This window comes from Intestinibacillus sp. NTUH-41-i26 (genome assembly GCF_032769475.1).
GTDB lineage: Bacteria > Bacillota > Clostridia > Oscillospirales > Butyricicoccaceae > Agathobaculum > Agathobaculum ammoniilyticum.
The window spans coordinates 1,977,501-1,989,613 of the sequence record NZ_CP136477.1 but is presented as its reverse complement, the minus strand read 5'-3'; the positions used below and the strand labels follow the sequence as shown (position 1 = coordinate 1,989,613).

The window sequence follows — 12,113 nt, the reverse complement described above, 5'->3', positions numbered from 1 at the left end:
GAGGACACACTTTTCTCCGCTTTTTTATGATAATTCGGACGTTGCTTCGCGGCATCTGAATTATCTGCTCTATGCGCGCTGCGGCGTGGGGAGCTTTCATTATCCATTCCAAAGAGGTCGTTGTGATGACGTGGGAATTTGAGCAAAAGGCATGGGCGGCGGGCTATTCCGCAGTCTGCGGCGTGGATGAGGCGGGCCGCGGCCCGATCGCGGGGCCGGTGTGCGCGGCGGCGGTTATCCTGCCGGGCGGCGTCCAGATCGAAGGGCTGAACGACTCGAAAAAGCTCAGCGAGAAAAAGCGGGAAGCGCTGTTCGACGTGATTACGGAGAACGCGCTCGCTTGGTCGGTTTCGTTGGTGGATGAAAAGACGATCGACGAGATTAACATACTGCAGGCCACCTATCGCGCGATGCGGCAGGCGGTCGAGGGCCTGACCCGTCCAGCCGACTTCGCCTATGTGGATGGCAACCGCTCCGAGGGGCTCGGCTTGCCGCATGAATGCGTGGTCGCGGGCGATGCGAAGATCCCATCGGTCGCGGCGGCCTCCATTCTCGCCAAGGTGACAAGGGATCGGCTGATGCGCCGGTTTGCGGAGCAGTATCCGGCATATGGTTTTGAAAAGCATAAGGGGTATGAGACACGGGCGCACGACCAGGCGCTGCTTGCCAACGGGCCATGCCCGATCCACCGGAGGACCTTCCTGAGAAAGTTTTACCAAAAGCATCCGGAGGCGCCGCGATGAAAGGCGCGTGGGGGGAGCGCGCGGCGCGCGCCTTTTTGGAGCAGCGCGGCTACCGCACGGAGGCGACCAATTTCCGCACCCGCTTCGGGGAAATCGACATGATTGCGCGGGATGGGAAATATATTGTATTTATCGAGGTCAAGACGCGGAAAAACGACCGCTTCGCCGCAGCGCGCGAGCATGTGACCGCAGCCAAGCAGGCGCGCGTCATCGCGGCGGCGGAGGCCTGGCTGCAGGCGCATCCGTCCGGCCTTCAGCCGCGGTTTGACGTGATAGAAGTTTATGGCGAGGAGGGCGCGCCAGTCCCACCGCGCATCAACCATCTGGAAAACGCCTTTGGAGGGTGAGTATGAAGCTGTTCGACCTGCACTGCGACACGCTGTACGAGTGCTGCGAAACCGGCAGGAGCCTGCGGGAAAACGACCTGCATGTGAACCGCGCCGCCGCACGGAAATACCGCCACTATGCGCAGTTTTTCGCCCTGTTCTGCGGGGCGCGGGCACCTTCGGAGACGCTGGCGCGGGAGCGGGACTGCCTGCTTGACACGCCGGCGGACCGCCGCTTGGAACGTATGCTGGAAACCGCGCGGCGCGAGTTCGCGGATAATGCGGATTGGCTGTCGTTCTGCCGCTCGGCGGACGATTTGGCGGAGGCGGCGCGGGGCGGCAAGGCCGCAGCCTTTTTGTCCATCGAGGGCGCGGAACTGCTGCCGGACCGTCCGGACGCGCTGGATAACGCCTACGAGGCGGGCGTCCGGCTGCTTACCGTGACGTGGAACTACCGCAGCCGTTTCGGCTGCCCCGCGACGCTCGATCAGGAGGAGGGGTTGACGAACGCGGGGCGGGAGCTGGTGCGCGGCTGTGCGGACAGGGGGATCATCGTTGACGTGTCGCATTTGTCCGAGCAGGGCTTCTGGGACGTGTGCGAGACGATTGACGGTCCGTTTGTGGCGTCGCACAGCGATTCGCGCGCGCTGTGCCGGCATCCGCGCAATCTGACCGACCGGCAGTTTGCCGAGATCACGCGGCGCGGCGGGCTGGTCGGCATCAACCTGTACACGCCGTTTTTGGTGCGGCAGAGCGATTCGACCATCGAGGATGCGATCGACCATATCGAGCATTTTCTGGGGCTGTATGGGGAACGGACAGTTGCGCTGGGCTGTGATTTCGACGGATGCGACGAATTGCCGGCCGGTATAGACGGGCTGGGCGACCTGTACCGTCTCGCGGACCGGATGCTCGCGTTGGGGTACCGGCAGAGCACGGTGGACGGCCTGTTTTATGATAACGCATTTGCGTTTGTACAAAAAATGTTGTAAAAACTGCGGAGGTTTAACAATATGGATTATGTAAGCACAAGAAACAAAGCGGCTAGGGTGACCGCAGCCTATGCAATCGCCAACGGCATCGCGCCGGATGGCGGCCTGTACTGCCCAACCGGCTTTCCGGCACTTGCCGCGGAGGACTGGGAAGCGCTGGCGGGCATGGACTATAAGGGGCGCGCGGCATGCATCCTCGGCAAATTCCTGACGGATTTTTCGGCAGAGGAGCTTGCGGACTACGCGGCCAAGGCCTATGCGGATGAGAAATTCGGCGGCGCGGATACCGCGCCGGTCGTGGCGCTCGGCGGGGGCAGGAATATGCTCGAGCTGTGGCATGGGCCGACCTGCGCGTTCAAGGACATGGCGCTGCAGATGTTGCCGCATCTGTTGACCGCCTCGCTGCGCAAAACGGGCGAAACGCGTACAGCCTGCATCCTAGTGGCGACATCGGGCGACACGGGAAAGGCTGCGCTCGATGGGTTCCACGATGTGCAGGGAACCAAAATCATGGTTTATTATCCGGTGGATGGCGTGTCCCCCATGCAGAAGCTGCAGATGGTCACGCAGGAGGGCGGAAACGTCGAGGTGGTTGCCATCCGCGGCAATTTCGATGACGCGCAGAGCGCGGTCAAGCGCATCTTCACGGATGAAAAAACGCGCGAGGAGCTTGATCGGGACGGGATGATGCTGTCATCGGCCAATTCGATCAATTGGGGCCGTCTGGCACCGCAGATCGCTTACTATGTGTCGGCTTACTGCGATATGGTCAAAAGCGGCGCGGTGGAAATGGGCGAAAAGATCAATATCTGCGTCCCGACCGGAAATTTCGGCAACATCCTGGCAGCGTATATTGCAAAGCGGATGGGGCTGCCGGTGAACAAGCTGATCTGCGCCTCCAACCGCAACAATGTGTTGACCGACTTTTTCAAAAAAGGCGGCGCGTATGACCGGAATCGGGATTTTTACACCACAACCTCCCCGTCAATGGATATCCTGATCTCCTCCAATCTGGAACGCCTGCTGTTCTTTGCTTCGGATTACGACGACAAGCTGGTCGCGGAGCTGATGGACAAGCTCGCGCGCGGCGGCAGCTATCAGGTCGCAAAGGATGTGTTTGCGAAAATCGATGCGGACTTCGACGCGGGCTGCTGTGACGACCGTGCCGCCGCGGAAACTATCCGGACGCTGTGGGAGACCGAGCATTACCTGTGCGATACGCATACGGCGGTTGCGGTGCGGGTATACGAGGATTACCGCGTCCGCACGGGAGATGAGACGCCGGTTGTGATCGCGTCCACGGCGTCGCCGTTCAAGTTCTGCCGTTCGGTTATCGAGGCGCTCGGCGGGACGCTGGAAAAGGACGACGTGACCCAGCTTGACGTACTGACCGCGCTGACGAACACCCCGGCGCCCTCACCGCTCGCCGCGTTGGCGGGCAGGCCCCCGCGCTTTGAGCGCGTGGTGGACAAGGCTGATATCCTTTCGACCGTCAGCCTGCTGCGGGATCTGTAAGCATGGCGCTGTATACGCTGGCCGACCTGCATCTGGCCACGGGTGTGGAAAAGCCGATGGATATTTTCGGCGGCCGCTGGCAGGGACATACGGACAAGATCGTAACACATTGGCGCGCACTCATCGCGCCGGAGGATACCGTTGTGCTGGGAGGGGATATTTCCTGGGGCATCAGCCTTGCGGAAGCAAGGGGGGACTTCGCCCTGATCGACGGGCTGCCGGGCAGAAAGCTGATACTCAAGGGGAACCACGACCTTTGGTGGGAGACCGCGGCAAAAATGCACCGTTTTTTAGGGGAAAACAGCTTTTCCACGATCGATTTCCTGCATAACAACTGTTTTTTCTATGGCGAAACCGCATTGTGCGGTACGCGCGGCTGGCCGTTTGAGGAGGACTTCTCCGACCCCCATAACGAGAAAATATTCCGGCGCGAGTTGCTCCGACTGGAGGCATCGCTCAAGCTGGGCGCGGCGGCGGAGCCGGAGGAGATCATCTGCTTCCTGCATTACCCGCCGCTGTACGCGGGTTTCCGCTGCGGGCCGATGATCGAGCTGATGCAGCGGTACGGCGTCAGGCGGTGCATTTACGGCCACCTCCACTCGGAAAGCCTGCGCTACGCGGTCGAGGGTGTGCATGAGGGGATAGAATGGCGGCTGGTTTCGGGAGATCATGTGGATTTCACCCCGATTTTTCTGAAAAAGTAGAAAAAAGTATGGAAATCCTTATAATAATCTGGTAGAATAACTTAGATACAACAAAGTATTCAAGTAAGGAGTTTGGCAACATGGAACTGAAAAATACGGAAAAGCAGGAGCACAGCGTTGTCGCGCTGACGATCGAGGTAACCAAGGCGGAGTTTGAGGCTGCTAAGGACAAGGCGTTCAAGAAAACCGGCAAAAATATCACGGTCCCGGGCTTCCGTAAGGGCAAGGCGCCGCGCAAGATGATCGAAAAGCTGTACGGCGAGGGCGTGTTCTTTGAAGAGGCTTTTAATATTGTATATCCGGAAGCGATGGATATGGCCGTGGAGAAGTCCGGTATCAAGCCGGTGGGCCGCGCGGACGTTGACCTGGGCGACCCTGCGGAAGAGGGCGGCCTGACCATCATCGCCAAGGTGCCGGTCGAGCCGGAGGTCGAGCTGGGCGAATATAAGGGCATTGAAGTGGAAAAGGAAACGGTCAAGGTCCTCGCCGCGGACGTCAAGGCTGAGCTGAACCGTCTGGCGCAGCGCAACGCGCGCACGGAAACGGTTGACCGCAAGGCGAAGAAGAACGACACAGTCGATCTGGACTTCGAGGGCTTTGTCGACGGCCAGCCGTTTGACGGCGGCAAGGCGGAGCATCACGCGCTGACGCTCGGCTCGGGTTCGTTCATCCCAGGCTTTGAGGACCAGTTGATCGGCTGCAAGGCGGGCGACGAGAAAGACGTTGTCGTAACCTTCCCAGAGGAGTACCATGCCAAGGAGCTGGCCGGCAAGGAGGCTGTGTTCAAGTGCAAGGTGCATAAGGTTGAGGAAACCATCCTGCCGGAAATGGACGACGAGTTCGCCAAAGACGTGTCCGACACCTGCGAAACGCTCGACGACCTGAAAAAGGAGATCAGCGACCGCCTGAAGGCGCAGCGTCAGGAAGCGGCCGAGCACGATTTTGAGGATAAGCTGATCGACGGCCTGATCGCGGTTATGAAAGCGGACATCCCGCAGGCCATGATCGAGAACCAGATCGACTCCGCCGTACAGGATTTCGGCTACCGCATGCAGATGCAGGGCATGGGGATGGAGCAGTACCTCAAGATGACCGGCACGGATATGAACACGTTCCGCGGCATGTTCCGCGAGCAGGCGGAGCGCCAGGTCAAGACCCGCCTCGCGTTGCAGAAGCTCGCTGCGCTGGAGAATATCGCAGTTTCCGACACGGAAGTGGATGAGGAATATGGTAAAATGGCGGAGCAGTACGGCATGGAGGTCGATAAGATCAAGGCTGCCGTTAATGCGGAGGCGCTGCGCGAGGATCTGAAGATCTCGAACGCGCTGGAGTTCCTCAAGAAAAATGCCAAGGTGAAAAAGCCGGCGGCCAAGAAAAAGTCCGCTGACGAAGCCGAGGCTGCGGAAGATGCGGCGGAGTGATCCGCTTTCCGCGCAAAAAGTATAAGGAGTGCGGGGCGGACGTGCAGCCGCCCCGGTAAAAAAGCCGCGGCACCGCGCGGCTCTTTTACGCTGGAACCCGCAGGGAGGAACCGGCGGCCGCCGTCTTTCTGCATGCGGGACGGAGGAGCGGGTGTTTCCGCGCCCTGTATCCCGCCGGATGGAAGCGCGCCGCATCCACCTCTCTTGGAAAGGAGTCTTAACGTGAGTTTAGTCCCAATGGTTATCGAGCAGACCGGACGCGGCGAGCGTTCGTTCGACATTTATTCCCGCCTGCTCAATGACCGCATCGTCATGCTCTGCGAGGAGGTCAATGACACGACCGCGTCGCTGGTCGTCGCTCAACTGCTGTATCTGGAGGCGCAGGATCCGGATAAGGATATCTCGCTGTATATCAACAGCCCCGGCGGTTCGGTCACGGCGGGCATGGCGATCTACGACACTATGAATTATATCAAATGCGATGTTTCGACCATCTGCATCGGCATGGCCGCCTCGATGGGCGCATTCCTGCTGTCTTCGGGCGCGAAGGGCAAGCGCTATGCGCTTCCCAACGCGGAGATTATGATCCATCAGCCCTCTGCGGGTACGCAGGGCCAGATCACGGATATGGCGATCCATCTCAAGCGGTTGGAGATCATCAAAAAGCGCATGAACAAGATCCTGTCGGAAAATACCGGCAAGCCGATCGAGGTCGTGACTGCGGACTGCGAGCGCGACAATTTCATGTCTGCGGAGGAAGCGGTAGAATACGGCTTGATCGATAAGGTGTTCGACAAGCATTGAGGAAACACAAAAAGGCAATTAGCCGGATAGAGGTGCCATATGCCGAATTATGATGATGAAAAAACGCTGAAATGCTCTTTCTGCGGCAAGCCGCAGAATCGGGTGCGCAAACTGATTGCCGGTCCGGGGCGTGTATATTTGCGACGAGTGCATCGGCGTATGCACCAGCATTTTGGACGATGAGCTGGATTTTTCCGCGGACGAACGCGAAGAAACCACGATGATCCAGCCCGAGCGCCTGCCGACCCCGCAGGAGCTTAAGGCCGTGCTCGATGAGTATGTCATCGGGCAGGACCGCGCGAAGGTCGCGCTGTCCGTTGCGGTATACAACCACTATAAGCGCATTTACCATCCGGATACCGAGGTGGAGCTGCAAAAATCCAATATTCTGATGCTGGGGCCGTCCGGTTCCGGCAAGACGCTGCTCGCACAGACGCTGGCCAAGACCTTGCAGGTCCCGTTCGCCATTGCGGACGCGACCACGCTGACTGAGGCCGGCTACGTGGGCGAGGATGTGGAAAACATCTTGCTCCGTCTGATACAGGCAGCGGATTTTGACGTGGAACTGGCGGAGCACGGTATTATCTATGTCGATGAGATCGACAAGATCGCCCGTAAGAGCGAAAACCCCTCGATCACGCGCGATGTGTCGGGCGAGGGCGTGCAGCAGGCGCTTCTCAAGATGCTGGAGGGTACGACGGCAAACGTCCCGCCGCAGGGCGGCCGCAAACATCCGCATCAGGAGTTTATCCAGATTGATACGACCAATATCCTGTTCATCTGCGGCGGCGCGTTCGATGGGATCGAGGGTATCATCCAGAGACGCATCGGCAAGCAGGGGATGGGCTTTGGGTCCGAGGTGAAGGGCAAGCAGGAGGATCAGACCGACCGCCTGCTGGCGCAGATCGAGCCGCATGATCTGATGAAATACGGCCTGATTCCCGAGCTGATCGGCCGCCTGCCGGCGATCGTGTCGCTGGATACGCTGGACGAAGCGGCGCTCGTGCGCATCCTGCAGGAGCCAAAAAACGCGCTTGTCAAGCAGTATGAGACGCTGTTTGCGATGGATGGCGTCGCGCTCTCGTTTGAGCCGGAGGCGCTCGCCAAGGTGGCGGAGATCGCGCTGCAGCGCAAGACCGGCGCGCGCGGGCTGCGTGGCGTGCTGGAAAGCGTGATGACCGATATCATGTTCCGTATACCGTCCGATGAGACGGTCAACCGCGTCACAATCACCCGCGATGTGGTAGAGGGCAAAAGCGAGCCGCTCCTGGGATACGGCGCGCGGCTTGCGCTGCCGCCCGCAGGGAAAAAGGACGCCGATGTCGAAAAACTGGCCATGCCGAATATAAGCGCATAAAACGATGAAAAATGTGGGCGGGACGTTCGTTTCGCCCGCTTTTTTGCTTTTTTGACAGTATGCGGCGCTTTACAAGCGACAAAAAATATACTATACTGACTTTATTCAACTATTTTCCGCAAGGAGAGGAACTATGATAGAAACAATCGGGACAACGCTGACGCGGCTGCCAGTGCTGCCGCTGCGCGGGCTGACAGCGTTTCCTCAAATGATTATTCATTTTGACGTGGGCAGAATGATGTCGATTCGCGCGCTGGAGGCGGGGATGAAGAACGGGCAGATGATTTTCCTGACCGCCCAGCGCGAGCTGAAAACCGATACCCCGTCGCCGGGCGACCTGTACCAGATGGGGACGGTGTGCATGATCAAGCAGATTCTGCGTCTGCCGGGCGACAATATCCGCGTTCTGGTCGAAGGGCGCAGCCGCGCGCTGGCGCACCAGTTCGTCAATCCGACGCGCGACGACGGCTGCATTTACGCCGAAGTGGAGGAACTGGAGGATTATTTCGAGGGCGTCACCGAGCGGCGTGCCCAAGCGCTCGTCCGCACGGCGCAGGAGCGCTTCGCCGAGTATGCGCAGCACGCGGCGCGCATTTCGTCCGATGTGGAGATGACGGTCGCCGCAGGCGGCGCGCCGGGCTGGCTGGCGGATTATATCGCGCAGAACCTCGCAGTCGACGTGTCCGCCAAGCAGGAGATCCTGGATGAGCTGAATGTGACGCGGCGCCTGGCCATGGTGATTCGCCTGCTGGGCGAGGAGACTGAAATCCTCAAGATCGAAAACGAGATACAGGACGAACTGAAAACGCAGATCGACAAGAACCAGCGGGAATACTATCTGCGGGAGCAAATCAAGGTCATCCAGGGGGAGTTGGGCGAACAGGACGCCGCTGCGGAAGCGGAGGAATACCGTAAGCGTGTGCTTGCCCTGCACCTGCCGCAGGAATGCGAGGAAAAGCTGATGAAGGAGGTCGACCGCTTTGCAAAGCTGGGTGGCTCGAACGCGGAGCAGGGCGTGGTTCGCACCTATCTGGATACCGTGCTGGAGCTGCCGTGGAACGGCAAAAGCGAGGAGCGGCACGATCTGCGGGCTGCGCAAGATATCCTTGATCGGGACCACTATGGTTTGAAAAAGGTCAAGGAGCGTATCATGGAGTTCCTGGCGGTCAAAGCGCTTGCGCCTGAGCTGAAAGGGCAGGTGCTGTGCCTGGTCGGACCGCCGGGTGTGGGCAAGACCTCAATCGCCAAATCGGTCGCGGAAGCGATGGGGCGCAATTACGCGCGCATGAGCCTGGGCGGCGTGCGGGACGAGGCGGATATCCGCGGCCACCGCAAGACCTACATCGGCGCGATGCCCGGCCGCATCATCGACGCGCTGCGCCGCGCGGGGACCGCCAATCCGCTTATCCTGCTCGACGAGATTGACAAGATGGGCAGCGACTTTCGGGGCGATCCGGCATCGGCCATGCTGGAGGTGCTGGACACCGAGCAGAATGTTGCGTTCCGCGATCATTACATTGAACTGCCGTTCGACCTGTCCGACGTACTGTTCCTGACAACGGCAAACGACCTGTCCACTGTGCCGCGCCCGCTGCTTGACCGCATGGAGGTCATCGAGCTGTCCTCCTATACGGAGGAGGAAAAGCGCCAGATCGCGCTGCATCACCTGCTGCCCAAGCAGATGAAAAAGCATGGCCTGCAGAAGTCCCAGCTTACGCTGAGCGAAAAGATGCTGGGAACGGTGATTGCCGGATATACGCGGGAAGCCGGCGTGCGGCGGCTGGAGCAGTTGCTCGCCAAGCTGTGCCGTAAAGCGGCCAAGCATGTTGCGGAAGGTGGGAAGCGGCTGATTGTATCGAGTAAAAATATGGAGAGCCTGCTCGGCGTGCCGCCCTACAAGGATGACGTGGTGAGCAAAAAGGATGAAGTCGGTATCGTCAACGGGCTGGCGTGGACAAGTGTCGGCGGCGAGATGCTCGAGGTGGAAGTGGCAGTCGTGCCGGGTACGGGCAAGATTGAGGTCACGGGCAACCTGGGTACAGTCATGCAGGAGAGCGCAAAAGCGGCGGTCACATTTGTTCGTTCGCGCGCGCAGACGCTGGATATCGACCCGATGTTCTACAAGGATAACGACCTGCATATCCATTTTCCAGAGGCCGCCGTCCCGAAGGACGGGCCTTCCGCAGGCGTGACGATCACGACCGCGTTGGTTTCCGCGCTGACCGAAGCGCCGGTGCGGCATGATGTCGCCATGACGGGCGAGGTAACACTGCGCGGCCGTGTGCTGCCGATCGGTGGCTTGCGGGAAAAGACTATGGCGGCGTACCGCGCAGGCATTAAGACGATAGTCATCCCCAAGGAGAACGAGCCCGACCTGCAGGATATCGAGCCGGTGGTGCGCGAGACGCTGCGGTTCGTTCCCGCCGCGCATATGGATACCGTGATGGAAACGGCGATCGATTTTTCGAAGCGGCCGGAAAAAAAGGAAGAAATCGGCGCGCGGGCCGGTCGCAAGGCGTACGGATGCGCCAGCGGCTCCGGTCGTACAGTAATGGAGGCGGGGAAGTATGCTCAATCTGCACAATGCGGAATTTCTCCGCTCTGCGGTGAAAGAAAGCGATTTCCCATCGGACAGACTGCCTCAGGTGGTGTTTGCCGGCAAGTCCAACGTAGGAAAAAGCTCGGTTATCAACAAACTGCTGGGCCGCAAAAACTTTGCGCGCGTCAGCGCGCAGCCGGGCAAGACCGTGCATATCAACTATTTCGTGATCGACAGGAAGATGTATCTGGTCGATCTACCCGGATACGGCTACGCGCGGGTATCCAAAGCGGAGCAGCAGCGGTGGGGGGCGCTGATGGAAACCTATTTTGCGTTAGGGCTGCTCACGGTCGGGATACAGATTGTCGATATCCGGCATAAGCCGACGCGGGATGATGTGACCATGGCGGACTGGTTCCGCGCCTCGGATAAGCCGTGGATCGTTGTGGCCAATAAGCTGGACAAGATCAAAAAAAGCCAGTTGGAGGGAAATCTGGCCGAGATCAGGCGGACGCTCCTGCTTCCGGCGGAGGTGCCGGTCATTCCGTTTTCAGCGGAGAAAGGGATAGGCAGAGACGAGGTCCTTGCACATATTTATGGATATATTGGAAAGGAAGGCTCGGAACAATGAATTTCTTCCGCCGTTTTATGGCTGGGCGCTATGGAAGCGATCAGCTTAACAATGCGCTGCTTTTGCTGGGCGTGGCGCTGATTCTGATTGAATGGATCACTGGCTGGAACTGGATGGGTGTGTTCATCCTCGCGCTGCTGATCCTGTGCTATTTCCGTATCTTTTCGCGCAACATCCAGGCTCGGTATGCGGAGAATCAAAAGTTTTTGCGGTGGTGGGGACCCGTTTCGGTCAAGCTCCGCAATGCGCGCATGCGCTTCGCGGACAGAAAAACGCACCGCTATTTCAAATGCCCCCAGTGCAAGCAAAGGCTCCGTGTTCCGCGCGGAAAAGGGAAGATCAGCATCACCTGCCCGCACTGCCGCACGCAGTTTGTCCGAAAAACGTAAGCCGTTGGAATTATCTGTAATAAAGAGGTAAAATGGACTTGCATTTTTCCTGAAAAAACGTATAATAAAATTATAAATACGACCAGGGGGCGATTCCAATGACCGTTGATCAGTTGATTGGCAAAATCTACAACAAACTCAGCAAAGCGGATATTGCTGGGACGCAGGGCAAGGTAGCCGTGCAGTTTAATCTTACCGGCAAGGTCACCGGTGTATTCTACATCGAGATTCTCAATGGCGTGCTCTCGGTAATGCCGTATGAGTATATCGACCGTGACGCTAGCGTATCTGGAACGCTGACCAATCTGGAGAAAATCCTTAACGGGAAGCTGATTCCGCAGGTTGCCATTGCGGAAGGCAAAATCAAGGTAGAGGGAAATGTCGATAAGGTAATGCTGCTGGCCGAATTGATGAAATAAGCTTTCGTTTATAAAAAACCGCCTGTTTGTCCTACAAACAGGCGGTTTTTGCATAAAATATGAAAATGGGGAAAGGCTTTTGACGTGGCCATAACGAAGGTAGTTATAGAAAGAAAGGGGGAGGGAGGACTTGACAAAGTGGAGGGGGATATAGTATAGTAAACGAGCTGCGGAAGTGCGCGGCGGAAAAAGCTGAAAAAAGAAGAAAAAAGTTCTTGACAAACAGCTTTGGGTTTGATATACTGAATAAGCTGCTTCGGAAGGGGCGGCGGC

10 protein-coding genes and 2 pseudogenes are annotated in these 12,113 nt (G+C 58.4%); all 12 read left to right on the top strand.

Annotated features, from left to right (window positions below; all coding sequences use genetic code 11):
* The first annotated feature begins 125 nt into the window (after positions 1-125).
* The 12 genes and pseudogenes from RX717_RS10230 (at position 126) to RX717_RS10175 (ending at position 11,840) form a co-directional block, all read left to right on the top strand.
* Complete coding sequence (locus tag RX717_RS10230; RefSeq protein WP_054327558.1) at positions 126-743, top strand: ribonuclease HII; 618 nt, start codon at positions 126-128, stop codon at positions 741-743.
* Entirely contained in the window at positions 740-1,090 is a 351-nt protein-coding gene (locus tag RX717_RS10225; protein WP_242977951.1) for a YraN family protein, read from the top strand. The genes RX717_RS10230 and RX717_RS10225 overlap by 4 nt, the downstream gene beginning before the upstream one ends.
* A gap of 2 nt (positions 1,091-1,092) precedes the next feature.
* Entirely contained in the window at positions 1,093-2,061 is a 969-nt protein-coding gene (locus tag RX717_RS10220; RefSeq protein WP_316960274.1) for a dipeptidase, read from the top strand.
* Positions 2,062-2,082: 21 nt separating this feature from the next.
* Positions 2,083-3,576 carry a threonine synthase gene (gene thrC, locus RX717_RS10215; protein WP_316960273.1) on the top strand — a complete coding sequence of 498 codons (1,494 nt, stop codon included), beginning with the start codon at positions 2,083-2,085 and terminating at the stop codon, positions 3,574-3,576.
* A 2-nt stretch (positions 3,577-3,578) separates the two neighbouring features.
* Positions 3,579-4,280 (top strand): metallophosphoesterase, encoded by a 702-nt coding sequence (locus tag RX717_RS10210; RefSeq protein WP_107631953.1) that lies wholly within the window; start codon positions 3,579-3,581, stop codon positions 4,278-4,280.
* Positions 4,281-4,360: 80 nt separating this feature from the next.
* Positions 4,361-5,701 carry a trigger factor gene (tig, locus tag RX717_RS10205; RefSeq protein ID WP_082397187.1) on the top strand — a complete coding sequence of 447 codons (1,341 nt, stop codon included), beginning with the start codon at positions 4,361-4,363 and terminating at the stop codon, positions 5,699-5,701.
* Positions 5,702-5,923: 222 nt separating this feature from the next.
* Entirely contained in the window at positions 5,924-6,505 is a 582-nt protein-coding gene (gene clpP, locus RX717_RS10200) for an ATP-dependent Clp endopeptidase proteolytic subunit ClpP (RefSeq protein WP_054327555.1), read from the top strand.
* Positions 6,506-6,544: 39 nt separating this feature from the next.
* Positions 6,545-7,862: pseudogene (gene clpX, locus RX717_RS10195) on the top strand (ATP-dependent Clp protease ATP-binding subunit ClpX).
* 133 nt (positions 7,863-7,995) lie between these two features.
* A pseudogene (lon, locus tag RX717_RS10190) lies at positions 7,996-10,260 on the top strand (endopeptidase La); the annotation flags it as partial.
* A gap of 169 nt (positions 10,261-10,429) precedes the next feature.
* Complete coding sequence (yihA, locus tag RX717_RS10185) at positions 10,430-11,032, top strand: ribosome biogenesis GTP-binding protein YihA/YsxC (protein WP_107631955.1); 603 nt, start codon at positions 10,430-10,432, stop codon at positions 11,030-11,032.
* On the top strand, positions 11,029-11,421 hold the full coding sequence (locus RX717_RS10180; RefSeq protein ID WP_054327553.1) for a hypothetical protein: 393 nt from the start codon (positions 11,029-11,031) through the stop codon (positions 11,419-11,421). Before yihA ends, RX717_RS10180 begins: the two co-directional genes overlap by 4 nt.
* A 98-nt stretch (positions 11,422-11,519) precedes the next feature.
* A complete protein-coding gene (locus RX717_RS10175) occupies positions 11,520-11,840 on the top strand; it encodes an SCP2 sterol-binding domain-containing protein (protein ID WP_054327552.1) in 321 nt (106 codons plus the stop codon).
* Positions 11,841-12,113: the final 273 nt, after the last annotated feature.

Coding starts and splice junctions, on each gene's coding strand:
- RX717_RS10230 (WP_054327558.1), top strand. CDS start 126: ATGACGTGGGAATTTGAGCAAAAGGCATGGGCGGCGGGCTATTCCGCA.
- RX717_RS10225 (WP_242977951.1), top strand. CDS start 740: ATGAAAGGCGCGTGGGGGGAGCGCGCGGCGCGCGCCTTTTTGGAGCAG.
- RX717_RS10220 (WP_316960274.1), top strand. CDS start 1,093: ATGAAGCTGTTCGACCTGCACTGCGACACGCTGTACGAGTGCTGCGAA.
- thrC (WP_316960273.1), top strand. CDS start 2,083: ATGGATTATGTAAGCACAAGAAACAAAGCGGCTAGGGTGACCGCAGCC.
- RX717_RS10210 (WP_107631953.1), top strand. CDS start 3,579: ATGGCGCTGTATACGCTGGCCGACCTGCATCTGGCCACGGGTGTGGAA.
- tig (WP_082397187.1), top strand. CDS start 4,361: ATGGAACTGAAAAATACGGAAAAGCAGGAGCACAGCGTTGTCGCGCTG.
- yihA (WP_107631955.1), top strand. CDS start 10,430: ATGCTCAATCTGCACAATGCGGAATTTCTCCGCTCTGCGGTGAAAGAA.
- RX717_RS10180 (WP_054327553.1), top strand. CDS start 11,029: ATGAATTTCTTCCGCCGTTTTATGGCTGGGCGCTATGGAAGCGATCAG.
- RX717_RS10175 (WP_054327552.1), top strand. CDS start 11,520: ATGACCGTTGATCAGTTGATTGGCAAAATCTACAACAAACTCAGCAAA.